Raw genomic sequence first — 25621 nt, 5'->3', positions numbered from 1 at the left:
GATGTTCTCGGATGCGATCAGCTCGATCTCGTCGCGCTGACGGCCCAACTCGGATGTGATCGAGCCGAACAGCTCAGGGTCACGGTCAGACAAGGACTGGGTGAAAAAACCCGTATCACGAATGTTGGCGTTCATTTGCGCTCCATAGAACTGTGGTGAATAGTTGCGGATTTCCTATAGGAAACCATTCTGATGCAAAAGCGGTAAAGCGACGATTTGGCCCGCTGTGGCGTCAAGTCTGGCCTATTGAGGAAAGGTATGTTTGTTTCGGAACCAAATGTGCAGCACTGGAAACCGGACGTTATGAAAAAGAGAATCGCTTTTCTTGCCAGCGATGCCCAGATGGCACAGGACGCTCGTGACCGTCTGATCAAGACTTATGGAAACGCTGCTCCGCGTGATGCAGATGTCGTCGTCGCTCTGGGCGGGGATGGCTTTATGTTGCGGACGGTGAAGAACCTGCAGCATCTCGATACACCCGTTTACGGGATGAACCGCGGTACCATCGGCTTTTTGATGAATACCTATCATGAAGACGATCTGCTGGCCCGTCTTGCCGATGCGCAGGAAGAGGTCATCAATCCGTTGGCCATGCGCGCGATGGATCAATCGGGAAAGCTGCATCAGGCGCTGGCGATCAACGAGGTTTCATTGCTGCGGGCGGGGCCTCAGGCCGCGCGATTGAAGATCAGCGTTGATGGGCGCGAACGCATGGCAGAGCTGATGTGCGACGGGGCGCTTCTATCTACTCCTGCTGGTTCGACGGCCTACAACTACTCTGCCCATGGGCCAATCCTGCCGATCGGGGCGGACGTTCTGGCCCTGACGCCCATCGCCGCCTTTCGCCCCCGCCGCTGGCGTGGGGCGTTGTTACCCAAGATTGCAAAGGTGCGCTTTGACGTGCTGGATGCGGATAAACGCCCCGTGATGGCGGATGCTGATTCCGTCTCGTTTCCAGATATCGATTGGGTCGAGATCAGTTCCGAACCCTCTATCAAACATCGCATCCTGTTTGACCCCGGTCATGGTCTTGAAGAGCGCCTGATCTCGGAGCAATTCACATAAATCACGAATTTTTGAGATTTTTTTGACGTTGTGTGAAGCAGTTCACACGGGATTTCTTAATGCTTCGCTAATCTGAACAGGCTCGGAGATCACGCTATGGTGGGAGTGAGTGGCCACCAAACGGCGTTGTCGAATGATTGCGCAAATTTCGCGCTGGCGAGGGTGGGTGGTGCTACGCTCGTCATCAGATATCCGGGCACATTTAAGCAGCTGGGCCCCGGGCAAAATACCCCGGGGTCTATTTCTTCTCAAAGGGTTATGTGCCGCTTGCCATCTTGTCCCAAACTGGAAGGCACATCTGCCCGACACGCGCCTCAATCGCTGCGGCGGCATCTACGGCCAGGTCTTCACGCCAACGACGCGCCGCGATTTGCACATTGATGGGCTGTGGCCCTTTGGGCAGATCGGCCAGCCGGGCAGGGACACAGGCGGCGGGCAGGCCCAGAAAGTTCATCGCATAGGAATAGACGGCGCAGCCCAGAACCTCATGCACACCCTCGGCCCCTTCAGTGTCACGATCTGGCTTGAAGAACGGCTGGGGCAGAAAGGGTGACAAGACCAAAGGGTAATCCTGTAAAAACAGGGACCATTCGCGCGCATATTGGCTGCGTTTGGCCAGCATCTGCAGCAACTCGGTTTCAACGATGGGCGGGAATTCCTGAAAATACACTTCAAAGATGTCCCGGATGGTTTGCGATCCCGCCGCTTCAACATCCGATTTCATAAGGGTCAGAACCTCTCCCATCAGGGTGCGATACCCGATGCGTCCGCATTCAAACACATCAGGCGGATCGACTTCAAACACCTGATAGCCTGCATCCAGCAAAGCATCTTTCGCCGTGTCCAGTGCCTTTTCGACCTCTGCATGCAGGGCATAGCCAAAGGTGTTTTTGGTAAATGCCACTTTGATCGGACCTTCCAATGCCGTGCCGCGCCAGGGCATCGGCACGTGGAAGGGGTCCCGAGGGTCCGCGGCAATCAGACTTGGCATCGATAGATGCAGATCCGCCGCAGACCGGGTAAGCAGCCCCTGCACCGACATCGATTGAGCCAGCAATCCGCGCTCGGCCGTTTGGCTGGGGTTCCACGCCGGTACGCGGCCCAGGCCGGGTTTCACCGTGACAGCTCCGTTTGCCGCGGCCGGAAACCGCAGGCTGCCGCCGATATCGTTGCCATGGGCCAGCGCCCCTATGCCTGCCATCACCGCAGCGCCCGCACCACCCGAGGAACCCCCGGCTGAGATATGGCGACCCCAAGGGTTGTGTGTGCGGCCATAAAGCGGGTTGTCGGTGTCGGCGCGAAACGAGAATTCAGGCGTGTTCGTGCGACCGATCACAATGGCCCCGGCCTTTTGCAGGTTCGACACAACCGGCGCATCATCTGGCGCGATCACGTCCTTCAAGGCAACGACACCGTTGGTTGTGGCGTGGCCCTTTTGATCGACATTCACTTTGATCGTGACCGGTACGCCGAACAGCGGGCCGGTATCTTCGCCCTTTGCACGGGCCCGATCCAGATCTCGGGCACGGTCAAGCGCCTCGGCGGTCAGGTCCTCGACCACCGCATTGAGGCTGGGATTGACCGCATGCATCCGATCAATCGCGACTTGAGTTGCGGACTCGGCACTCAAGTCGCCGCTGCGGGTCAGCTGTGTCAACTCTGTGGCGCTGAGACGCCAGATATCGGTGTGTGTCATGAGCCCTCACTGTCTGATCGTGACAGTAAGGGGCCTGTATCCGGTTGCAAGGGGGGCGGTGCAGGCCGCCCCGATCCTATTGAGCGTAACCGATGGTTTGTAGCGCCGTCTTGATCTCGTCCAGAATCGCCGGATCGTCGATGGTTGCAGGCATCTTGTAGTCCTGCCCGTCGGCAATCGAGACCATGGTACCACGCAGAATCTTGCCCGAGCGTGTCTTGGGCAAACGATCAACCACAACCGCCAGCTTGAAGGCCGCGACCGGCCCGATCTTGTCGCGGACCATCTTGACGACTTCCTGAACCACATCGCCGTGATCACGCGTTGCGCCTGCATTTAAGCAAAGGAAACCCACCGGCATCTGGCCTTTCAACTGATCCGAAACACCGATCACCGCGCATTCAGCAACATCGGGGTGAGCGGCCAGAACTTCTTCCATGCCGCCCGTCGACAGGCGATGACCGGCCACGTTGATCACATCATCGGTACGCGCCATGATGTAAAGGTACCCATCCTCGTCGATCATGCCCGCGTCGCCGGTTTCATAATATCCGGGGAAATGCTCAAGATAGGATTTCTTGAATCGCGCCTCGGCGTTCCACAGCGTCGGCAGCGTACCGGGGGGCAAGGGCAGCTTTACAGCAATCGCCCCCAACTCACCCGGTTTCATCGGGTGGCCGCCTTCATCAAGGATTTGGACATCATAACCGGGCATCGGCTTCGCCGGAGAGCCCAGCTTGATGGGCAGTTCCTCGATCCCCAGCGGGTTGCCTGCGATGGTCCAGCCGGTTTCTGTCTGCCACCAGTGGTCGATCACTGGAACCTCAAGCGCGTCTTGCGCCCAAATGATTGTATCGGGGTCGGCGCGCTCACCCGCCAAATAGAGCGCCCTCAAGCAGGACAGATCGTATGTCGAAAGCAGTTCGCCCTTTGGGTCTTCGCGTTTGACAGCGCGGATCGCAGTCGGTGCGGTAAAGAAGCTGCGCACATTATGTTCCGAAATCACGCGCCAGAAGGTGCCCGCATCTGGTGTGCCGACGGGTTTGCCCTCGAACACAATCGTGGTGTTCCCGTGGATCAGCGGGGCGTAGCAGATATAGGAATGCCCAACGACCCAGCCCACATCAGAGGCCGCCCAGAACACATCGCCGGGATCGACGTTATAGATGTTCTTCATCGACCAGTTGAGCGCCACCAGATGCCCGGCTGTTGGGCGCACAACGCCTTTTGGCGCGCCTGTGGTACCGGAAGTGTAAAGGATATAGGCCGGATCATTGCCTGCCACAGGTACGCATTCAGCGGGTTCAATGCCATATTGGAAGCCATGCCAGTTGACATCACGCCCTTCGATCAGTTGGGCAACCTCTTGTTCACGCTGAAGAATCACACAGAATTCAGGCTTGTGCTCGGCCAGATTGATGGCCCCATCCAACAGGGGTTTGTAGTGTACAACACGGCCCGGTTCCAACCCGCAAGATGCGGCAATGATCGCCTTGGGTTTTGCGTCATCGATCCTCACCGCCAGTTCGTTGCTGGCAAATCCGCCGAAGACAACCGAGTGAACAGCACCGAGCCGCGCGCAGGCCAGCATTGCTTCGAGCGCTTCGGGGATCATGGGCATGTAGATGATGACCCGGTCGCCTTTCTCGACGCCTTTGGCGCGCAGGGCTCCGGCCAATGTGGCAACGCGGTTGCGCAGCTCGACATATGAGATTTCGCGCTTGGTATGTGTGATCGGGCTGTCATAGATGATCGCAGCCTGTTCGCCGCGTCCATTTTCGACATGGCGGTCAACAGCGTTCCAGCAGGTGTTGACCTGCGCATCGCTGAACCATTCGTAAAGAGGGGCGTTGTCTTCAAACAGCGCTTTGGTTGGAGGTTGGACCCAGTCGATCCCTTTTGCAGCGTCCATCCAGAACGCCTCGGGATTGTTTTTCCAGCTGTCGTAAACGTCCTGATATGCCAATTCATCGTCCTCCCAAAGCAGTGCGCTTGTTGTTAGGGACCGTCTGCATTTCAGACAAGCTGCGCAAGTGACGGCGCGTCAGTTTATCGCAAAATCTTTGCAGGGCCGTTCAAAATCGACTGCAAATTTTTGCAAACTCTTTGAAACATTACCGCTCAGGCTTAGGGGCATTTGGAATTGCAAATTTGCTAACCTATTGCTGCAAAGGACCGACTCGATCTTTAGCTGTGTCGGCCCAGTTTGCGCCCAATTCATCCATATTGTGCGACCGGAGTACCGGCGATGGCGGCCATGTTCAGCAATCCGCGCGCGGTGATCGCCGGGGTAACGATATGAGCTTTATTGCCCATGCCCATAAGTATTGGCCCGACCTCGATGCCGTTTGCCTTCATTTTCAGGACATTCCGAACCCCGCTGGCGGCATCCGCATGGGCAAAGATGAGAACATTGGCGACGCCTTCCAAACGCGAGTCCGGGAATATGCGCGACCGCAAATCCGGGTCCAGCGCGGTATCAAGGTTCATCTCACCCTCATAGATGAAATCCCTTGGCTTCTGATCCAGCATCTCGATGGCTGCGCGCAGGCGCTTGCCGGACCCTTCCGTCTGATTGCCGAACTGCGATTGTGAGCAAAAGGCGATCTTGGGTTCAATACCAAAGCGGCGCACATGCCGGGCTGCCCCGATGGTGGCTTCGGCCAGCTCCTCGGGCGAGGGCAACTGACGCACATGAGTATCCGCGATGAATAGGGGGCCATCTTCAAGGATCATAAGGGACAACGCACCGTGAGGGTGTAGAGCAGCTGTGTTCAAAACCTGCTCGACGTAGTTCAGGTGCCAGCGGTATTCACCAAATGTACCACAAATCATACTATCTGCTTCGCCTCTGTGTACCATGATAGCGCCAATGGCAGTGGTGTTGGTGCGCATGATGGCCTTTGCCAGATCGGGCGTTACACCCTGGCGCTGCATGATTTTATGGTAGGAATTCCAATAGTCGTAATACCGCGGGTCATTTTCAGGGTTTACGATCTGGCAGTCTTTGCCGGGCCGGATCGTGAGGCCCAGCCGCTCACAGCGTGCCTCGATCACTTCGGGGCGACCGATCAGGATCGGCGTTTCCGTGGTTTCTTCCAGAATAGCCTGAGCGGCACGCAGAACACGCTCGTCCTCGCCTTCGGCAAACACGATCCGACGTGAGGCAGCAGCGGCGGCCTCGAACACGGGTCGCATCAGCAGAGCGGATTTGAAGACGGTCTGGTTCAGCTTTTCCTTATAGGCATCCAGATCCTCGATCGGGCGCTTTGCCACCCCGCTGTCCATCGCAGCTTTGGCAACGGCGGACGACACAACGCCCACCAAGCGCGGGTCAAAGGGCTTGGGGATCAAGTAGTCGGGACCAAATGTCAGCTGTTCGCCCTTATAGGCTGCTGCGGCTTCGGCGCTTGTGGTGGCGCGGGCCATTTCGGCGATCCCGTCCACACAGGCGATCTGCATCTCATCATTGATTTCGGTCGCACCGACGTCCAGCGCACCCCGGAAGATGAATGGGAAACACAGGACATTGTTGACTTGATTGGGAAAATCACTGCGACCCGTTGCGATGATCGCGTCAGGGGCCACCTCGCGCGCCGCTTGCGGCAGGATTTCAGGCGTCGGGTTGGCCAGAGCGAAGATGATCGGCTGTTTGGCCATCCTGCTGACCATCTCGGGCTTCAGCACATTGGGGCCGCTGAGGCCAAGGAACAGGTCCGCGCCGTCGATCACGTCATCCAGCGTGCGCAGATCGGTCTTTTGCGCGAACTGATCCTTGTGTGGGTTCATATCCTCTTCGCGACCTTCATAGACGAGCCCATGTATATCACACAGCCAGATGTTTTCGCGCTTAACACCGAGTTTCACTAGCATGCTGAGGCACGCGATCCCGGCTGCCCCGCCACCGGTCGAGACGATCTTGATATCTTCAAAAGATTTACCGGCAACGTGCAGCGCATTCTTGGCCGCCGCTCCGACAACAATGGCTGTTCCGTGCTGGTCGTCGTGAAACACCGGGATGTTCATACGCTCGCGGCACAGCTTTTCGACAATAAAGCAATCCGGGGCTTTGATGTCTTCCAGGTTGATGGCCCCAAAGGTGGGTTCCAGTGCGCAGACAATATCGGCCAGCTTTTCCGGATCGGGCTGGTCCAGTTCGATATCGAAACAGTCGATGCCGGCGAACTTCTTGAACAGAACCGCTTTGCCCTCCATCACCGGTTTGGAGGCCAGAGCGCCGATATTGCCCAGCCCAAGTACAGCCGTTCCATTTGAGACAACACCCACCAGATTGCCGCGCGCCGTATAGTGCTCGGCATTTGAGGCATCGGCTTTGATCTCAAGGCTGGCCTCTGCTACCCCCGGAGAATAGGCGCGCGCCAGATCGCGGCCATTGGCCATGGGTTTCGTTGCCCTGATCTCAAGCTTTCCGGGTTTCGGATAGGCATGATAGTCGAGTGCGGCTTGTCTTTGGCTGCTTGAGTCGGACATCAGCGATACGGCTCCGTTCTGGGATTTGGTTTAGTGTTAAACTATTCTTTTTGACTTGGCTATGCTGTGTCTACTGGGGCGCACAATTCGATATTCGGCATCGCGCGGTTGAAAGCTGTCGTAAATTTTTTACATTACCCTTCACTCACACACCCAGGTCTACCGAACGAGCAGAACAAACGGGCATGACTTTCAAATCCGAGACACCGACCGGGGACTATGTCCCGGTAGCTTCGGTTGGCGTTCTACCAACCACGGTTCTGCTTGCCGCAGTCGGCCTGTGCTGTGTAGCCCTACTTACTGTCGTGACGATATGGCCGATTGAGGCCTCAGCATTCAATCAAGAAGGTGGTGTGATCGAGACCGTCTCTGCTGCGGGCCTGTTTGTTGCAGGTATTGCGGCCTTCTATCGCTTTCCCGGTGTTCGGCGTCTTTATATTGGGCTTGTCTGCTTGTTGCTGGCTGAGCGCGAACTAGAGGCAAGTATCTATACCACAGGCAGCCTACCGTTCGTGATCCTGGATGGTTTGGATATCATCTTGGATATCACTTTGGTTCGGATCTTGCTGGCGGTTCTGGTGCTAGGCGGGATTGTGACGCACGGGATATCTTGGGGTTGGCAGGCGCTGAAACTTCGGGCGCCATTCCTGCTTGTCTTTGTGCTGGCAGGTACAGCCGCCGTTGTCGCACAGCTTCTCGAAGAAATTGCCGGGTTTTACGGGGCGAGCCTGTCGCTTACCATGGCCACACGTCTGTTCGTGTTGGAAGAAACGCTCGAGATGTTCTTTTCGATTGGCATTTTGGCTTCGGTTCTGATCGGATGGCCGAAACTGCTGACCGAAGAGACCAAAGATGAGCCAAACCGGAACCCCATCGCCGATCCGCGCTGAAATCCGCCTGCCCACGCAGGAGTTGCGAGAGGACATCCCGTTCTACACCAAAGTGTTGGGGATGAAGATGGATATGATCTATCCAGCCGATGATCCTCGGGTCGGGGTGTTTTCTGGGCATGGGCTGCGGCTGCGGATTGAAAAAGATGCGCCGGAACCAGCGGGCACCCTGCGTATTCTGACGGACGACCCAGATGGCTTTGCCGAAGGCAAGCGCGCGCTGGTCGCGCCAAATGGCACACGCATTGAAATCGAAGAACTTGATCCGCCGCTTGTGATGCCCGAAACCGTGCATTCCTTTGTGGTTCGAAGACTCAAGGATCAGGCCCCGTGGATCATTGGTCGGGCTGGGATGCACTATCGTGATTTGGTGCCGGATCGCTTAGGGGGGTCGATCATCGCCAGTCATATCCGCATTCCCGACGGTGGTCCGGTGCCGGATATGGTGCATTTCCACAAGGTTGGGTTTCAGCTGATCTTCTGTATCCATGGTTGGGTTGATGTTGTTTATGAGGATCAAGGTGACAAGATGCGCCTGAACGCCGGAGACTGTTTTATCCAGCCGCCGGAAATCCGCCACCGCGTTCTGGAAGCCTCAGATAATGTGCAGGTGATCGAGATTGGCGTACCAGCTGAGCACGTGACCGAGATTGATCATGAAATGACGCTGCCGACCCCGTATTTGCGCCCAGACCGGGAATGGCAGGGTCAGCGCTTTGTGTATAACAAGGCGCAGGATGCGGAATGGGTGCCCTTCCGCCTGCCGGGTTATATCTGCCGCGACACGACGATTGCCGAGAACACCAAAGGTGTGGCTGGGGTGCAGGTCGTATGCCGAGGGCAGGGGCAGCCCGCCTGGGCGCGTCACGACACCGATATTCACTTTACCTTTGTCATGGACGGTGAGGTGACGCTCGAAGGCGAAGGCCGCGAACCCTACAGGCTGGAGCAAGGTGATGCCTTCGTGATCCCGCCGGGAATGCGGACCCGATTGTCTGACCCCTCAGACAACATCGAACTGCTTGAAGTCACTTTGCCCGGAAAGTTCAACACGACCTTGGACTAGTCAAAAAGCAGGCGCCCGGGGGTTCTACTTCCCTGGCGGTTTCCAGTAGGGTACGTGTTTCTGACCAGTTGATCAAAAATAGGGAATCGCCATGTCGCTTAAAGATGCTGCCCTGAAAGTCCGTGAAAACGCCCATGCGCCTTACTCCAATTTCAAGGTGGGGGCGGCGGTCCTATCGGATTCGGGCACGCTCTATGTCGGCTGCAATGTTGAGAATGTGGCCTACCCCGAAGGAACCTGTGCCGAGGCGGGCGCAATTGCCGCGATGGTGGCCGCGGGTGAGACAGAACTGGCCGAGGTTTATGTTGTGGCCCAAAGCCCGCAGCCTGTACCGCCCTGCGGCGGGTGTCGGCAAAAGCTGGCCGAGTTCGGTGCGCGAGACGTCAAAGTGACCTTGGCAACCACAGATGGCGTCGAGTTTGAGACAACCATAGGCGACCTTCTGCCCGGCGCGTTCGACGCCTCTCATATGCAGGACGTCTGACCAGATGGATGCGCGGTCAATCATTGCCAAGCTGCGGCGGACCGAGGTTCCGTCAGCTGAGGAACTGCGCTGGTTCGCACAAGGCCTTGCCGATGGCGGTGTCAGCGATGCGCAGGCGGGTGCCTTTGCGATGGCCGTCTGTATGGGCGGTCTGGGAGCACGGGGTCGCGCTGATCTGACCATGGCGATGCGGGACAGCGGCGATGTGCTCAGCTGGGATGTTGATGGCCCGGTGATTGACAAGCATTCAACCGGCGGTGTGGGCGATTGTGTCAGTCTGGTGCTTGCACCGGCATTGGCGGAATGCGGAGCCTATGTTCCGATGATCTCGGGGCGCGGTCTGGGCCACACGGGGGGTACGCTGGACAAGCTGGAGGCCATCCCCGGCGTCACTACGCAGATCGGGCAGGACCGTCTGGCTCAGGTTTTGCAAGACACAGGCGCGGCAATTGTAGGCGCGACGGGTCAGATCGCGCCCGCAGATAAACGGCTTTATGCGGTCCGCGATGTAACGGCAACGGTGGAAAGCCTCGATCTGATCACAGCTTCGATCCTGTCCAAGAAATTGGCGGCCAGCCCGCATGCTTTGGTGCTGGACGTCAAGGTTGGCAGCGGTGCTTTCATGAAAACGCTCGAAGAGGCCCGCGCGCTGGCCACCGCCCTGACCGAAACTGCCAATGCCGCAGGGTGCCGGACCTCCGCCGTGATTACGGACATGAACCAGCCTTTGGCCCCGTCATTGGGCAATGCGCTTGAAGTGGCTGAAGTGATGAAGGTCCTTACAGGAGATACCACCTCGCCTTTGGCCGAAATTTCTGCGGAACTGGGTGGAGTTTTGATGGCTGATGCGGGGATTTCTGAAACCGCCGAACAGGGCCGGGACCAGATCGCCAATATCATTCGCGATGGCCGCGCGGCTGAGCGGTTCGGTCGTATGATGGCAGCAGTGGGAGGCCCACTGCAATTCGTCGACACATGGTCGCGTTTCCTGCCGGAGGCCAGCGTCATCCGCGAAGTTCCGGCGCCGAAGGAAGGATATATCTCGGTCATTGATGGCGAGGCTTTGGGCCTTGCAGTTGTCGCTCTGGGCGGTGGCCGTCAGGTCGAAAGCGATGTGATCGACCCTGCCGTTGGCCTGTCAAACATCGTGCGTTTGGGCGACAAAGTGACGAAAGGCACCCCGCTTGTCGCCATTCATGCGGCCCGAGAGGATGCAGCGCGGCAAGCTACCGAGCGTGTGCTGGCGGCTATTCAGATCCAAGACGCACCGACCGCCCCACCTGATCTTGTGCACGAAAGGATCACGGCATGAGCCGGGCGTTTCTGGTTGTTATGGATTCAGTTGGCATCGGTGGCGCACCCGATGCCGGGCGGTTCTTCAATGGCGACGTGCCGGATACCGGTGCAAATACGGTGGCACATATCGCCCAAGCTTGCGCACAAGGTCTGGCTGAAGATGGGCGCAGCGGGCCATTGAACGTGCCAAATCTGGATGCGCTGGGATTGGGTGCTGCGGTGCGTCTGGCCTCGGGCGATGCGACACCGGGTTTGGACGCGCAACCGACCGGTCTGTGGGGTTGCGCGCGAGAGCTTTCAACGGGCAAGGATACACCCTCAGGCCATTGGGAACTCGCCGGCCTACCGGTCCCTTGGGATTGGCGTTTCTTCCCGGATACCCAACCGGCCTTTCCGTCTGATGTCAGCCGCGCCGCCGCCGAGGCCGCAGGGACCGAGGGTATTCTGGGCAATTGCCATGCCTCAGGCACCGCGATTATTGCGGATTTGGGGGCCGAGCATATGCGGAGCGGTTGGCCGATCTGCTACACCTCGGCCGACAGCGTGTTCCAGATCGCCGCGCATGAGGAGGGCTTTGGTCTCGATCGTCTGTTGGACATGTGCAAGGCGCTGGCGCCGCGCCTGCACGAAATGAAAGTGGGGCGGGTCATTGCGCGGCCCTTTGTTGGCTCGCCCGAAGACGGGTTCACCCGCACCACAAATCGCAAGGATTTTGCGATCGTGCCGCCTGCACCGGTTCTGACCAATTGGGTGCAGGATGCGGGTCACCGCGTGCACGCCGTGGGCAAGATCGGCGACATCTTTTCAATGCAGGGGATCGATACGCTGCGCAAAGGCTCGGATGCGGACCTGATGGGGCATTTGTCGGATTTGGTAGACGAGGCTGAGGAGGGCAGTCTGACCTTCGCCAATTTCGTCGAATTCGACAGCCTTTATGGTCATCGCCGCGACATCAGCGGCTATGCAAGGGCGCTGGAATGGTTCGACCGCGAGATTGGCGCAATCCTGCAAAAGCTGCGCCCTGATGACCTTCTACTACTGACCGCGGATCACGGCAATGATCCCAGCTGGCCCGGCACAGACCACACTCGGGAACAGGTTCCGGTGCTCGTTGCCGGGGCAGGTGTGGGCCAGATCGGCCAGATCAGTTTCGCCGACGTCGCCGCCAGCATCGCCCATCATCTGAACATACCGGCTCAGGGGCCGGGAAAGAGCTTTTTATGACTGTCGCTGACCTGCCAAAGATCGAGTTACACCTGCATCACGAAGGTGCCGCCCCGCCTGCCTTTATCCGGCAGCTGGCGCATGAAAAACGCATCGATCTGAGCGGGATTTTCAAACCGGATGGCAGTTACGATTTCCGAGACTTTGCTCATTTCCTGAGCGTTTATGAAGCGGCCTGTGAGGTTCTGAAAACGCCCGAGGATTTTCGTCGCCTGACGCTGGCAATCCTTGAAGAGAGCGCGGCAAATGGGGTGGTGTATTCAGAAACTTTCCTCAGTCCCGATTTCTGTGGTGGCGGTGATGTGCACGCCTGGCGCGACTATCTGACGGCCATTCAGGACGCTGCAGACGAGGCTGAGCGCAAGTTTGGCATTACCTTGCGCGGAGTCGTCACTTGTGTGCGCCATTTCGGACCCGACAAGGCCAAGCGCAGCGCTCACTGCGCGGCGGAAACTGCTGGCGATTGGATCACCGGCTTTGGAATGGGTGGCAACGAATCTGTAGGCACACAGGGCGATTTCAAATGGGCCTTTGATTGTGCGCGTGAGGCGGGGCTGCGCCTGACCACCCATGCGGGTGAATTCGGTGGCCCAGAAAGCGTCCGCGATGCGGTGCGGGACCTAGGTGTCGAGCGCATTGGCCATGGTGTGCGCGCCATCGAAGACCCTGATCTGGTTCACGAATTGGTGGACCGGGGGATCACGCTTGAGGTCTGCCCCGGATCAAACGTCGTGCTGGGCCTGTTCCCGGATTTCACCGCGCATCCGATTGCGCGCTTGCGCGATGCGGGTGTGAACGTCACCGTGTCCACAGACGACCCGCCGTTTTTTCACACGACCATGCGGCGCGAATATGAGATGCTGAACGCGGCATTTGGTTGGCAGGCCGAAGACTTCGCCGCCTTGAATGAAACAGCCCTGAATGCCGCGTTTTGCGATGAAGACACCCGCGCGCGGGTCAAGAAAAGACTGGAGACCACATGAGCGATCACCTGACCATCGTCGACCACCCATTGGTGCAACACAAACTGACGCTCATGCGGGACAAGGGCACTTCGACCGCGGTGTTCCGGCAGTTGCTGCGCGAAATCACCTTGCTGCTGGCCTATGAGGTCACGCGAGAGCTAAAGCTGACCACCCGCCATATCGAAACCCCGATGGAGGAGATGGACGCCCCCATTCTGGCCGGAAAGAAGCTGGCACTGGTGTCGATCTTACGTGCGGGCAACGGGATGCTGGACGGGGTTCTGGAGTTGATCCCGTCGGCGCGCGTGGGGTTTGTGGGCCTTTACCGGGATGAAGAGACGTTGAAGCCCGTGCAATACTACTTCAAAGCACCTGAAGGCCTTAAGGACCGTCTGGTCATCGCGGTGGATCCGATGTTGGCCACAGGCAACAGTTCTGCCGCTGCGATTGATCTACTGAAAGAGGCCGGTGCCACGGATATCAGTTTCCTCTGCTTGCTGGCCGCTCCTGAAGGCGTTGCGCGCATGAAAGAAGCACATCCGGACGTGCATATCGTAACCGCCGCGCTGGATCGTGAGTTGAATTCCAAAGGCTATATCATGCCCGGCCTTGGGGACGCCGGGGATCGGATGTTCGGGACCAAATAGGCCCGCTTATCCGCCGCAGATGTTTTGAAGCTGGACCCAATCACGGTCCGGCAACACCTGTTCCAATGTTCGTCCCGCCATCGGGTCCGCCTCGATCAGCCCCAACACCGTTTCGCCGGTAATGTCGCGCGCATAGGCATAGGGGGTCGAGGGCAGGGCGGCCTGCGCGAACATCGCCAACAAATCCTCATCTGTCACCGAAGGGCGCGGTTCAGACAGAACCTGTTCGGTATAAGTATCGACAATCTGCGGTGTCAGCCCCCCGGTCGTCAGCAGACGAAAGGCCGAGGTTGCACCGGTGCGATCCAACAGATCATCCAGCGGGTCCTGCTGCGCTGAACGGGAACGCTCGGCGATGATGTATCCGGCGGCCACAGCCGGGTCTTCATGATCTTCGACAAGGGACCGGTTCAACAGAACGGTGCCGCCCGGCAGGCTCAGGCTGTCCTGAACACCCGCGGGCAGAATGATGATTTGGCGCACTCCGGTCCGTTTGGCCAGACGATCCAGCGAGGCCTGCGCATCGCGTGAGGCACAAGCGCGGCCCGAAACACGTTCGATCCGTTTCAGGATTGTCTCGCCGATCTCCTGCCGTTTGACTTCGGGCACGACCGAGACAACATGGCTTTGCAACGCGCCCGGCAACCACAGCAACATCACCGCTAAAACGGCTACAACAACCCCACCAACGCTCAGCCAACGCAACCGCCCAGGATGCGGGCGGGCCCGGTCGATGGCGCGTTGCAGCCGGTCGATGGCTTCCAGCATCGTTTTTTCGCTCTCGGCCAGTTCCAGCGTCTCATCCGGGTCGCCGTCAGGGTTGAAGATCGCCGGATATGTCCCAGGGTTCTGCCGCTCCAATGCCGCCAATGACCAATGGGTCAAGGCGCGATCATTGAAATCCGAGATCGTCAGCGTGGCCTCTCCGATAGACACAACTACCTCGCGCCGCTGCTCATCGGGCGAGGGGCGCCACAGACCGGTGGCTTCGATCCGCTGGTACTGTTTCAGGGCCGTCATCTGGGTTGGGTCTGCTCGAAATTTGTTTTGCCGAAGCTTAACACGCCACGAAGGCACGGCGCAAACGTGTTGCGCCCGCACGTTCAATTGTGCTGGATGGCGGGGAATGGAAAGGGATCGTCAGCAATATGCAGGCAGGGAAAAGAAACGCACCGGTACTGGCCGCTACCCTCATGCTGGGGGCGATGGCGATCATCGGGGTCATCGACAATGTTGTGATCCTTTTGGCCGACACAATCGGCCTTTGGCAGTTCCACCTAAGCCGTGCCCTTCTGATGCTGCCGCTGATTGCGGGCTTGTCCCTGATCGGGTTTGGCACGCTTAGGCCCAAGCGCTGGTGGCCTGTTATATTGCGCAGTGTTTTGATCACCTTGGCCATGCTGTTTTACTTTGGCTCTTTAGCTTTGATGCCAATCGCGCAAGCTTTGGCCGGATTGTTCAGCGCGCCGATTTTTGTGCTGCTGATCACGGCGCTGGGCTTGAAACAACACATCGGACCGTGGCGCATCGGGGCTGTGATTATTGGATTCATCGGCATCTTGTGCGTGCTTCAACCCAGCCCGACGGATTTTGACGTAAGGACTCTGATGCCTATTCTGGGCGGGTTGCTTTATGCACTCAGCTCGATCACCACGCGCCAATTGTGTTCTGATGAAAGCACGGTTGCGTTGCTGGCCAATATGGTGATCACGCTGGGGGTGGCGGGTGCCATCGGCTTGGCCCTTTTCACGGCGTTTCCGGTGGCCACACCCGAAGGGGCCGAAGGGTTCGTCACCCGCGGTCTTGTGTCCGAGTTTCAGCCCGCTGTCCCATGGTTGCTGGTGCAGGCTATAGGGTCGACCGTTGCGGTGTTCATGCTGATCAAAGCCTATCAGGTGGGCGAGCCATCTTTTGTGGCGGTGTTTGAGTACTCGGTTATGGTGTTCGGTCCGCTGTTTGCGTGGCTCGCATTGGGGCAATCCATCAGCGCGATGCAGGCCGTCGGGATCGGGTTGATTGCCTCGGCAGGGGTTCTGTTAGGCTGGCGATCCAGCCGCATGCAGGCCGAGCAGGGGATCGCATGATCATCTCGACCGGGCGCCGATATGTATTTGTGCATATGCCCAAGACCGGGGGAACCTCTCTTGCGCTGGCATTGGAGCAGCGGGCGATGAAGGACGATATCCTGCTTGGGGATACGCCCAAAGCGATCAAACGCAGACGTCGGGCAAAGTCACTGAACGCTAAGGGGCGATTGTGGAAGCATTCCACCTTGGCCGATATCGACGGGGTTTTGTCGACGCAGGCTATCGAGGGTATGTTTGTCTTCACCTTGGTCCGCAATCCGTGGGATCGGATTGTCAGCTACTACCATTGGCTGCGGACACAGAGCTTTGATCACCCGGATGTCGCCCGCGCGCAAGAGCTGGATTTTGAGGGGTTCGTGTTGCATCCGGCCACGCTGAGAACCTTTCAGCGGCACCCGGCGCGTTTTTACATGACGATGTCCAATGGGATCGAGAAATGTGACGCCTTCATCCGCCTTGAGCATTTCAGTGAAGACTCGAAACACTTGGTCGATCATCTTGGGTTCGAACTGACTTTGCCGCATCTCAACAGGTCTGATCGGGACCGAGACTACCGCCAATACTACGTGGCGAAGACGCGCGAAGCGGTAGCACGGGCCTGTGCAGAAGATATTCAGAGATTCGGATATCAGTTCGATGGCTTTGTATAGCGGGCGTTTCCAAACCTGAACCAAAGGCGATGTCAGAGCTGATTTTGTGTAAGAAATCCGCGCGGAATTCGCCTTAAATGGCCCGAATTGGGCGTAAATATGTCAGAAATAAGTCACTTCGACATTTTTCGTGCTACCCATAATGCAGTGTTTGTTTGTGCCAAAAGGGGGTGAGGCACGTGTTAGAAGTAGTGAGTTTTTCTGAGTTCTCGGATCAGCCCCTTGAGGCTGATCACAACAACCTTGATCAGGCCGTAAACGCCCGCCGTGGGGGGCTGTTACATGGCACCAAGATTGCGACCACAAGCGGTTGGAAACTGATCGAACGCATCGCTGTAGGCGATTTGGTCCGAACGCTGGACAACGGGTTTCGCGAAGTGCGTCGGGTTTCGACCTGTTGCGTCGTCATTCCCGCCGATGAGACCCGCGCCGATTATGTACCGATTTTTGTTCCCGCGCGTGCAGCTTATAACGGTCGGCCTGTCTGGTTGATGCCTGAACAGGGTATGGCCATTGATCTTGCCAAGCTTGATCCAGAGGCGGATGGCGTATCGGTCATTCCCGCACGACTTTTGAATGGTTCCTGCCGGATGTCGTCCCAGGTACCGGGGTCATCGTTTCAGGTGACCACGCTGTTCTTTGACACGGATGAGGTGATCTTTATCGAAGGCGGCTTGCAGGCCTATTGCCCAGCAGGGCGTTTCGGCATGGGCGGGGCACGAGAGCAAGCGCCCTATCAGGTCGCTGAAGATGCAGCGGCTGCGGCGCTGATCGCTTCGATTGCCGTCAGAGGAGACGTTTCGGTTCTGGCGAACCCGTTGGGTGCTTTGCCTGCGCCAATCCCGCAGGACCCGATTTTCCCGATCCGCCCGCCTGCAGGGCTGCGGCGCCCGGGGCGCCCGGGTAGACCAAATTCACCGGTTCTGTTCTTGCGGTCCGAATGGCGGATTTAATCCAGCACTAGGTCGGATACAGGCGCGGATGTCCGCGCCTGTATCTTTGTTGGTTAAGCTGCTTTTGCTTCGGGGTTGAAGCGGGCGTAGAAGGTCTGACCTTTTTCCGCCATTTCACGCAGCAAAGGCGGGCAGGCAAAGCGTTCGCCATAGGCCTCGGCCAGCTGATCGCAACGCTCGGCCGCGTAAGGCGTGCCGATGATGTCCAACCAGCTGAGCGGGCCGCCCGACCATGGCGCAAAGCCCCAGGCCAGAATGGCGCCAACATCGCCTTCGCGGATGTCTTCCAGAACGCCTTCTTCCAGCGCGCGGACCGCTTCCAGAACTTGGGCGAACATCAGACGTTCCTGCACTTCGATCAGGTCAGGCTGATCTTCCGCATGCGGGTATTTCTCTGCCAGACCTTTCCAGTATTCGACGCGTTTGCCTTTTTCGTCATAGTCGAAGAAACCGGCATTGGCCTTGCGTCCCAGACGACCCTCTTCCTCCATCCAGAAGATCAGATCGTCGCCTGGATTTTCCGGGTAGGCATTGCCCATCGCTGCCTTGGTGGCACGTGCAATCTTGGCCCCCAGATCAATCGAGGTCTCATCGTTCAGCTGGATTGGTCCGACAGGGAAGCCCAACTGACGTGCGGCATTGTCGATCAGAACGGGGCTGACGCCCTCGGTGATCATCCGCAGACCTTCGTTGATATAGGGAATGATGCAGCGGTTGGCATAGAAGAAGCGCGCATCGTTGACCACGATCGGCGTTTTGCGGATCTGGCGTACATAGTCCAGCGCCTTAGCGACCGCGCGATCGCCAGTTTCCTTGCCTTTGATGATCTCGACCAGGAACATCTTCTCCACCGGTGAGAAGAAGTGGATGCCAATGAACTGCTCGGGCCGAACGGAGGCCTTCGCCAGATCGGTGATCGGCAGGGTCGAGGTGTTCGAGGCAAAGATGCAATCCTCGGGGATGATTGCCTCGACCTTCTTGGTCATCTCAGCCTTGACGCCGGGGTCTTCAAACACGGCCTCGATGATCAGATCACAGCCTTTCAGGTGATCCAGATCAGGGGTCGCGGTGATCAGGCCCAGCATGGCCTCTTTCTTCTCCGCCGTGACCTTGCCGCGTTTGATACCCTTGTCCAGATAGGTCTCGGTATAGGCTTTGCCCTTGTCGGCGGCAGCCTGATCACGGTCGACCAGCACAACCTCCATCCCGGCCTGCGCCGACACTAGCGCGATCCCCGCGCCCATCATGCCTGCACCCAGAACGCCGATTTTCTTGACGCGCTGATCTGGCACATCCTTTGGACGTACTGCACCTTTCTCCAGCGCTTCCTTGTTCAGGAACAGCGATCGGATCATGGCTGAAGACGAGGGATTCATCAGCACATTGGTGAACCAGCGCGCTTCGATCTTCAGGGCGGTGTCGAAGTCGACCAACGCACCTTCGTAGATCGAGCTCAGCAGCGCCTTGGCCGCCGGAAATGCGCCTTGGGTCTTGCCATGCACCATGGCGTTTGCGCCGACAAAGGTCATGAAGCCAGCCGGGTGATATGGCGCACCGCCGGGCATCTTATAGCCCTTCGTGTCCCAAGGTTTCACCAGGTCGGCATCTTTCGCGTTCAGAACCCACTCCTTCGCTGCAGCGACTGGATCGTCCGATACGGCATCGACCAGCTGCGCACCTTTGGCTTTGGCCGGGTCCATCATCTTGCCTTCCAGCAGGACAGGAGCGGCCGCCATCGCACCAACCATACGGCTGTAGCGCATTGTGCCGCCGCCACCGGGGAAGATGCCCAGCAGAATTTCCGGCAGGCCGATCTTGGATTTGGGGTTGGTGGTCATGACGCGGTGGTGACAGGCCAGCGCGATCTCGGTTCCAATCCCGGCGCAGGTGCCATTGATGGCACAGGCCACGGGCTTACCGCCTTTTTTGGTTTTGAAGTCCATGCCTGCCAGTTCCAGCTTGCGCAGGATGTTGTGGCCGCCCATGACGAAATCAAACAGGGCTTGTGCCGGTTCGTCCCCGGCTTCCTGACGGATAGTCGCCAGTGTGCTTAGGTCCATGCCACCGGCAAAGGATCCTTCCTTACCACTGGTGATCACGATGCCCTTGACCTCGTCATCTTCCAGAGCCTGATCAACCAGAGCGCTGACCAGCTGGAACGCCTCACGCGTCATGACGTTCATGGATTTGCCCTGAGCGTCCCAGGTGATGAATGCGACGCCGTCTGCGTCTTTGGTCAGAGTGAAATCAGTCATTGTCATCTCCAATCTGGTCAGCCGTCAGCGGGCTGCCATCTTTCCGGGTGAAAGAGAATCCGTTCTCATCATCCTTCACCATCATGTCTATATCGCTGTAATAGCCGGTCTCGGTCGGGGTCCGTGTGCCCACCACCAAAAAGGTCGCGGGCGCATCGGTCTTGTTCACAAGGTGATGGCCGTTGGCTTCACCTGCTGGCCATGCGGCGCAGTCACCGGGCAGCATCTGGTGTTCGCCATCGTCATCGATCAGCACGCAATTGCCGCTGAGCATGATGGCAAACTCGTCCTGCTCCATGTGGTAGTGGCGCAAGGAGGACATCCCCGCAGGTTCCAGCCGCACGATGTTGACCCCGTATTGAGTCAGCCCGCCCGCATCGCCTACACGCTGTACGAAACGACCTGCAGTCGCCTCGGCCAGCTTGCCGGGATAGGACGATCCCCCATGAAACGGGATCTGAGAAAGAGCCAGCTTGGGCATCAGACCCGCTCGATAATGGTTGCCGCGCCCATGCCGGACGCGATGCAGAGCGTGGCCAGACCGGTTTCCTTGTCCTGACGCTCCAGCTCATCCAGCAGTGTGCCGATGATCATCGCACCGGTTGCGCCCAACGGGTGGCCCATCGCGATCGAACCGCCATTGACGTTGACCAGAGCAGGGTCGACGTCGAACGCTTGCTGGAAGCGTAGTACGACCGAGGCGAAAGCTTCGTTCACTTCGAACAGGTCCAGATCGCTGATCTTCATGCCGTTGTCGGCAAGGATCTTCTCGGTCACCGGAACCGGGCCGGTCAGCATGATGGTCGGATCGGTGCCGATCTTCGCGGTCGCTTTGATCCGAGCGCGCGGCTTCAGGCCGTATTTCTTACCGAATTCCTTGTTGCCGATCAGAACAGCGGCTGAGCCGTCCACGATGCCCGAGCTGTTGCCCGCGTGGTGGATGTGGTTGATCCGCTCCAGATGCGGGTACTTCAGCATCGCGACTTTGTCGAAGCCGGGCATCTGCTCGCCCATCATCTGGAAGGACGGGTTCAGCGCGCCGAGGCTTTGCATGTCGGTGCCGGGTCGCATGTACTCGTCGCGGTCCAGAATGGTCAGGCCGTTCTGATCCTTGATCGAGATCACCGACTTATCGAAGCGGTTGTCTTCCCAAGCCGCAGCCGCGCGTTTCTGAGACTCAACGGCCAGCGCATCGGCATCGTCGCGGCTGAACCCATACTCGGTCGCGATGATGTCGGCCGAGATGCCCTGCGGTACGAAATAGGTGTCCATTGCCAGCGTCGGGTCTACGGCAATCGCAGCACCGTCGCTGCCCATGGCCACGCGGCCCATCATCTCAACACCACCAGCGATATAAGCGTCACCCGCGCCGCCTTTGACCTGGTTCGCGGCCAGGTTCACGGCTTCCATGCCCGAAGCGCAGAAGCGGTTGATCGCCAGGCCAGGGATCGATTCATCCAGATCCGACGCCAGAACCGCTGAGCGCGCGAGACAGCCGCCTTGCTCCATCACCTGCGTGACGTTGCCCCAGATCACGTCCTCAACGGCGTGCCCTTCCAGATTGTTGCGTTCCTTCATCGCGTTCAGGGTCAGGGCGGACAGGCGCACCGAGGTCACTTCGTGCAGGCTGCCATCCTTGCGACCCTTGCCGCGCGGTGTGCGCAGGGCGTCATAAATGTAAGCTTCGGTCATGGGTCTTCTCCTTAAGCTCGATCCGACGGGTTGCCGGGCATCAGGTCATAGGGGTGTTTCCAGCCGGGCTGCTCGGAAAGGCGTTGCAGCCAGGCATCGATATTGGGCCAGTCGGCACGGTCAAAGCCGAATGGTTCGGGATAGTAAAGGTAGCCGCAGCAGCTGAGATCGGCGTTGGTCACGCCGTCCCCAACAATCCAGTCGCGGCCCTCAAGGTGGGTGTTCAGAACATCGTAGGCCGCTTTCAGACGACCTTGGTTGAAGGCAATCACATCGGCATTGCGGTGTTCTTCGGGGAGGAAATTGATCAGAAAACGGGTCACGCCCGCCATCGAACTGAGCTTGTGGTTGTCCCACAGCACCCAGCGCAGGATATCGTAGTTCTCTTCCCGACTCTTGCCGCCGAACTTGCCGGATTTCTCGGTGACATAAGCCTGAATGGCACCAGACTGGGAGGTTTTGAAATCACCATCGATCAGGAAGGGCGCTTCGCCCATTACATTGACGTCCGAGCGGAACTCAGGGCTGCGAGTGACGCCTTTGAAGAAATCGACAAAGACCGGCTCCCACTCAAGGCCAGACATTTCCAGCGCCAAAGCAGCTTTGTACGAATTGCCGCTTTCACCGAAGCAGTGCAGTTTTATGGTCATGCGAGCGCCCCTCCCAAGGCATGTTGCACGTTATCCTGACCAGTTCCCCGGGTACTCCGACGGAGCTCGGGGTCATCTGGTCCTCGGGTCAGAGCCCAGGGACCAGATTGAGATCAGAAGTTCACCGCGTCCAGTGCCATTACAGTGTCGGCACCGGTCTGGATGCGAGCCAGATGCATGGCGGTCGCGGGCAGGCGGCGGGCCATATAGAAACGACCGGTGTTGATCTTGGTCTCGTAGAACTCTTTGTCCGAGGCCCCACCGTCCAGCGCATCTTGAGCAGCCTTCGCCATCTGCGCCCACATCAGACCCAGGCAGACATGACCGAACATGTGCATGAAGTCATAAGACCCAGACAGCGCGTTGTTAGGGTTCTTCATGCCTTCCTGCATGAAGTACATCCCAGCGGCCTGCAGGTCCTTGGACGCAGCTTTCAGTGGTTCAATAAAGGCTTTGTCATAAGCTTCGTTCTGGCCTGCGTTTTCCTTGCAGAAGGTTTTGACCATATCGAAGAACGCCATGACGTGCTTGCCGCCATCCTGCGCCAGCTTCCGGCCTACAAGGTCCAGTGCTTGAACGCCGTTTGCGCCTTCGTAGATCATCGCGATACGGGCATCGCGGGTGTATTGCGACATGCCCCATTCTTCGATGTAACCGTGGCCGCCATAGACCTGCTGCGCCTGAACGGTCATGTCGTAACCTTCGTCCGTCAGGAAGCCTTTGATGACCGGGGTCAGCAACGAGATCAAACCGTCCGCGTCCTTGTCACCCGAACGGTGCGCCTTGTCGATCATGGTCGCACCCCAAAGGATGAAAGCGCGCGCGCCTTCGGTAAAGCTTTTCTGATCCATCAAGTTGCGGCGGATGTCGGGGTGCACGATCAGCGGATCGGCGGGGCCGTCCGGGTTCTTCACACCGGTTACGTCGCGGCCTTGCAGACGATCTTTGGCGTATTCAACAGCGTTCTGATACGCGGCCTCGGCCTGCGACAGGCCCTGCATGCCCACACCCAGACGCGCTTCGTTCATCATGGTGAACATGGCGCGCATGCCTTTGTGCTCTTCGCCCAGCAGCCAGCCGGTGGCCTCGTCATAGTTCATGACGCAGGTTGAGTTGCCGTGGATGCCCATCTTTTCTTCGATCTTTCCAACCGAAACACCGTTGCGCTCACCCGGAGTGCCGTCTTCGTTCACGATGAACTTGGGCACGATGAACAGCGATACGCCCTTGATCCCCTCAGGGCCACCGGGGATTTTGGCCAAGACCAGATGGATGACGTTATCGGCCATGTCGTGATCGCCTGCCGAGATAAAGATCTTCTGGCCGGAAATCTTGTAGCTGCCGTCGCCCTGCGGTTCCGCCTTGGTGCGCATCAGGCCCAGATCGGTGCCACAATGCGGTTCGGTCAGGTTCATGGTGCCGGTCCATTCGCAGCTTACCATGTTGGGCAGATAGGTGTTTTTCTGTTCTTCCGACCCATGGGCCAGAATAGCCGAGGCCGCGCCATGGGTCAGGCCTTGATACATCACAAACGCTTGGTTTGCGCCCGAGAACATCTCACCTACTGCGGTGCCGATGACATAAGGCATGTTCTGGCCGCCATACTCTTCCGGCATGTCGAGGCCAGTCCAGCCACCTTCCTTTACTTGCTCGAAGGCGTCTTTGAACCCGGTGGGCGTATACACAATCCCGTTTTCCAACCGGCAACCTTCGGTGTCACCCACCACGTTCAACGGATGCAGAACATTGGTGGCAACCTTGCCGGCTTCTTCCAGAACGGCGCTGGTAAACTCGGCTTCCAGTTCGTCATAGCCGGGGATATCCGACTGCGAGACTTTCAGAACGTCGTGCAGGATGAACTGCGTGTCTTTGGTTGGCGCATTGTAAACGGGCATGTGAAGCTCCCTTAATTCAGATGTCCGGGTGATAGGCGGTCGATGTTATTCGGCCGCCTTCTTGTCTTGTTTCATTGAAGAGATGACTTTCTCTCCCCAACGCAATTGTTCTTTCAGATCGTCAATCGCCTGCGTCAGCTCTTCGCGGCGTGATTCCATGTCGGCGAGACGTTCACACGCAATCTCGTAGGTGCGCGACATCTGGGTCAGCTGTTGATCACCCACATGGTACAAATCCAGAAGTTGCCGAATTTCTTCCAGGCTAAAGCCGAACCGCTTCCCACGCAGGATCAGTTTCAGCCGCGCGCGGTCGCGTTTGGTGAACAAGCGTTTCTGACCCTCGCGGATCGGGAACAGCAGTTCCTTGGCTTCGTAGAACCGCAAAGTACGCGGTGTGACATCATAGGTCCCGCACATCTCGCGGATGGTCATAAGATCATCGGTCATTCGTCATACTCTCGTCACTGGTGTCATGCGACACGAGTTGCGTAGTCGTCGTCTGCTTTACAACATGAGAATGACGTTTACGTAATCCCGACGCTGCGTCACTTCAAAGTTGACGTAACATCCAAACACGTAAAGGCGCTGGATCGCAATTTTATTTCCGTTACGTCAGGCTGGAATCGGATCAATCGGGCTGAAAAAACCGAATGTGATCCTGACATGCGAACCACGTCTTGAGGCGCACCAGATCGATTCAAGGGTGGCGAAAATCAGGAAATGGAATTCGCAGTTTGATCGCGCAACTGCTTAAGCGCATCCATCGCTTCGTCCAGTTGTTTGCGTTGTTGACGCAGCTCATCCATCTGTCGGTCGGCCATTTCAACAAAGGCCGCCATCTGTGCCTGATTGCCCTCATCTTCATAGATCAGCAGCCACTGGCGAATTTCTTCCAGAGGGAAACCAAACTTGCGACCGCGCATGATCAGCGTCATCCGGGCGCATTCGCGAGGGCCGTAAAACCGGGACCGCCCTTCGCGGTCTGGCTGCAACAGCTCGATATACTCGTAGTAGCGCAGGGTGCGCGGTGTCACGTCGAATTCCGCGCACATCTCTTTGAATGACAAACGGTTGTCGGACATTCCTGGTCTCCTCAACGGCAACCTACGTCCTTGCCACGTCAAGCGCAACAGGTGGGCTTGCCCTTTGCAATTTCTACGGATCATAAAGGGGCGTCACGATAGGAAGTTAGCAAATGGTCGACAAGACAGTCCTAGCCCGCCAATTTATCGAAGCGATCCCCCATGCGCGGGCCATCGGTTTGGAGCTAACCCAGATTGGCGCGGGTGAGGCCGAAATTACCATGCCTTACAATACAGACCTGATTGGCGATCCCAGAACAGGAGTGATTCACGGGGGGGCAATTTCGACCATTTTGGATACTTGTTGCGGTGCCGCGGTCATGAGCCATCCGTCCTCGCCCGGTGGGACAGCAACGATCAACCTGAGGATCGACTACATGCGCGCAGCGGCTCCGGGCCAGACGATCACCGCGCGGGCCAGCTGCTATCACATCACTCGCAATGTGGCGTTTGTACGTGCAACGGCCATGGATGATGATCAGGGCCGACCTGTAGCAACCGCTTCGGGCTCGTTCACGGTGGAGGGAAAATAG

23 protein-coding genes and 1 pseudogene are annotated in these 25621 nt (G+C 58.0%); 12 read left to right on the top strand and 12 right to left on the bottom strand.

Annotated features, from left to right (window positions below; translation table 11 throughout):
* Positions 1-135: pseudogene (gene glyA, locus ABLN87_RS06355) on the bottom strand (serine hydroxymethyltransferase); the annotation flags it as partial.
* 168 nt (positions 136-303) lie between these two features.
* Between glyA and ABLN87_RS06350 the strand changes: the two are divergent.
* Positions 304-1065: an NAD kinase gene (locus ABLN87_RS06350; RefSeq protein ID WP_353008351.1), complete on the top strand. Its 762-nt coding sequence runs from the start codon at positions 304-306 to the stop codon at positions 1063-1065.
* Between the two features lie 256 nt (positions 1066-1321).
* Here ABLN87_RS06350 and ABLN87_RS06345 read toward each other — a convergent pair whose 3' ends face one another.
* The 3 genes from ABLN87_RS06345 to ABLN87_RS06335 form a co-directional block, all read right to left on the bottom strand.
* Positions 1322-2761, bottom strand: coding sequence for an amidase family protein (locus tag ABLN87_RS06345; RefSeq protein WP_353008349.1), 1440 nt, complete (start codon positions 2759-2761; stop codon positions 1322-1324).
* Positions 2762-2837: 76 nt separating this feature from the next.
* Entirely contained in the window at positions 2838-4727 is a 1890-nt protein-coding gene (prpE, locus tag ABLN87_RS06340; RefSeq protein ID WP_353008348.1) for a propionate-CoA ligase PrpE, read from the bottom strand.
* Between the two features lie 251 nt (positions 4728-4978).
* On the bottom strand, positions 4979-7252 hold the full coding sequence (locus ABLN87_RS06335) for an NADP-dependent malic enzyme (RefSeq protein WP_353008347.1): 2274 nt from the start codon (positions 7250-7252) through the stop codon (positions 4979-4981).
* A 185-nt stretch (positions 7253-7437) separates the two neighbouring features.
* Here ABLN87_RS06335 and ABLN87_RS06330 point away from each other — a divergent pair, with 185 nt between their 5' ends.
* The 7 genes from ABLN87_RS06330 (at position 7438) to upp (ending at position 13824) form a co-directional block, all read left to right on the top strand.
* Entirely contained in the window at positions 7438-8142 is a 705-nt protein-coding gene (locus ABLN87_RS06330; RefSeq protein WP_353008346.1) for a hypothetical protein, read from the top strand.
* Positions 8105-9208: a cupin domain-containing protein gene (locus ABLN87_RS06325; protein ID WP_353008345.1), complete on the top strand. Its 1104-nt coding sequence runs from the start codon at positions 8105-8107 to the stop codon at positions 9206-9208. The genes ABLN87_RS06330 and ABLN87_RS06325 overlap by 38 nt, the downstream gene beginning before the upstream one ends.
* Before the next feature lie 91 nt (positions 9209-9299).
* Positions 9300-9692 (top strand): cytidine deaminase, encoded by a 393-nt coding sequence (locus ABLN87_RS06320; protein ID WP_353008344.1) that lies wholly within the window; start codon positions 9300-9302, stop codon positions 9690-9692.
* Positions 9693-9696: 4 nt separating this feature from the next.
* Entirely contained in the window at positions 9697-11004 is a 1308-nt protein-coding gene (locus ABLN87_RS06315; RefSeq protein WP_353008343.1) for a thymidine phosphorylase, read from the top strand.
* On the top strand, positions 11001-12212 hold the full coding sequence (locus ABLN87_RS06310; RefSeq protein ID WP_353008341.1) for a phosphopentomutase: 1212 nt from the start codon (positions 11001-11003) through the stop codon (positions 12210-12212). Before ABLN87_RS06315 ends, ABLN87_RS06310 begins: the two co-directional genes overlap by 4 nt.
* Positions 12209-13195, top strand: coding sequence for an adenosine deaminase (locus tag ABLN87_RS06305; RefSeq protein WP_353008340.1), 987 nt, complete (start codon positions 12209-12211; stop codon positions 13193-13195). Before ABLN87_RS06310 ends, ABLN87_RS06305 begins: the two co-directional genes overlap by 4 nt.
* The gene (gene upp, locus ABLN87_RS06300) at positions 13192-13824 is read left to right on the top strand and encodes a uracil phosphoribosyltransferase (protein ID WP_353008339.1); all 633 of its coding nucleotides are present in this window, start codon (positions 13192-13194) and stop codon (positions 13822-13824) included. The genes ABLN87_RS06305 and upp overlap by 4 nt, the downstream gene beginning before the upstream one ends.
* A gap of 6 nt (positions 13825-13830) precedes the next feature.
* Here the strand turns inward: upp and ABLN87_RS06295 are convergent, their stop codons facing one another.
* Complete coding sequence (locus ABLN87_RS06295; RefSeq protein WP_353008338.1) at positions 13831-14844, bottom strand: hypothetical protein; 1014 nt, start codon at positions 14842-14844, stop codon at positions 13831-13833.
* A 128-nt stretch (positions 14845-14972) separates the two neighbouring features.
* On the opposite strand from ABLN87_RS06295, the gene ABLN87_RS06290 reads away from it, so the two are divergent.
* The 3 genes from ABLN87_RS06290 to ABLN87_RS06280 all read left to right on the top strand — a co-directional run bounded on the left by ABLN87_RS06290 (position 14973) and on the right by ABLN87_RS06280 (position 17514).
* Positions 14973-15908, top strand: a complete 936-nt coding sequence (locus ABLN87_RS06290; RefSeq protein ID WP_353008337.1) for a DMT family transporter — start codon at positions 14973-14975, stop codon at positions 15906-15908.
* Complete coding sequence (locus tag ABLN87_RS06285) at positions 15905-16561, top strand: sulfotransferase family 2 domain-containing protein (protein WP_353008335.1); 657 nt, start codon at positions 15905-15907, stop codon at positions 16559-16561. The genes ABLN87_RS06290 and ABLN87_RS06285 overlap by 4 nt, the downstream gene beginning before the upstream one ends.
* Before the next feature lie 179 nt (positions 16562-16740).
* A complete protein-coding gene (locus ABLN87_RS06280) occupies positions 16741-17514 on the top strand; it encodes a Hint domain-containing protein (RefSeq protein ID WP_353008334.1) in 774 nt (257 codons plus the stop codon).
* Between the two features lie 53 nt (positions 17515-17567).
* Here ABLN87_RS06280 and ABLN87_RS06275 read toward each other — a convergent pair whose 3' ends face one another.
* The 7 genes from ABLN87_RS06275 to ABLN87_RS06245 all read right to left on the bottom strand — a co-directional run bounded on the left by ABLN87_RS06275 (position 17568) and on the right by ABLN87_RS06245 (position 25088).
* Positions 17568-19769 (bottom strand): 3-hydroxyacyl-CoA dehydrogenase NAD-binding domain-containing protein, encoded by a 2202-nt coding sequence (locus ABLN87_RS06275; protein ID WP_353008333.1) that lies wholly within the window; start codon positions 19767-19769, stop codon positions 17568-17570.
* Complete coding sequence (locus ABLN87_RS06270; protein ID WP_353008331.1) at positions 19762-20250, bottom strand: cupin domain-containing protein; 489 nt, start codon at positions 20248-20250, stop codon at positions 19762-19764. The genes ABLN87_RS06275 and ABLN87_RS06270 overlap by 8 nt, the downstream gene beginning before the upstream one ends.
* On the bottom strand, positions 20250-21461 hold the full coding sequence (locus ABLN87_RS06265; RefSeq protein WP_353008330.1) for an acetyl-CoA C-acetyltransferase: 1212 nt from the start codon (positions 21459-21461) through the stop codon (positions 20250-20252). Before ABLN87_RS06265 ends, ABLN87_RS06270 begins: the two co-directional genes overlap by 1 nt.
* An 11-nt stretch (positions 21462-21472) precedes the next feature.
* Complete coding sequence (locus ABLN87_RS06260; RefSeq protein ID WP_353008329.1) at positions 21473-22111, bottom strand: glutathione S-transferase family protein; 639 nt, start codon at positions 22109-22111, stop codon at positions 21473-21475.
* A 113-nt stretch (positions 22112-22224) separates the two neighbouring features.
* Positions 22225-24006: an acyl-CoA dehydrogenase C-terminal domain-containing protein gene (locus tag ABLN87_RS06255; protein WP_353008327.1), complete on the bottom strand. Its 1782-nt coding sequence runs from the start codon at positions 24004-24006 to the stop codon at positions 22225-22227.
* Positions 24007-24051: 45 nt separating this feature from the next.
* Positions 24052-24453 (bottom strand): MerR family transcriptional regulator, encoded by a 402-nt coding sequence (locus ABLN87_RS06250; RefSeq protein WP_353008326.1) that lies wholly within the window; start codon positions 24451-24453, stop codon positions 24052-24054.
* Positions 24454-24719: 266 nt separating this feature from the next.
* The gene (locus tag ABLN87_RS06245; protein ID WP_353008325.1) at positions 24720-25088 is read right to left on the bottom strand and encodes a MerR family transcriptional regulator; all 369 of its coding nucleotides are present in this window, start codon (positions 25086-25088) and stop codon (positions 24720-24722) included.
* Positions 25089-25201: 113 nt separating this feature from the next.
* On the opposite strand from ABLN87_RS06245, the gene ABLN87_RS06240 reads away from it, so the two are divergent.
* Positions 25202-25621: a PaaI family thioesterase gene (locus tag ABLN87_RS06240; protein ID WP_353008323.1), complete on the top strand. Its 420-nt coding sequence runs from the start codon at positions 25202-25204 to the stop codon at positions 25619-25621.

This window comes from Ruegeria sp. SCP10 (genome assembly GCF_040329495.1).
GTDB lineage: Bacteria > Pseudomonadota > Alphaproteobacteria > Rhodobacterales > Rhodobacteraceae > Ruegeria.
Note: the sequence above shows the minus strand (reverse complement) of the source record. Positions and strands in the feature narration are given on the sequence as shown.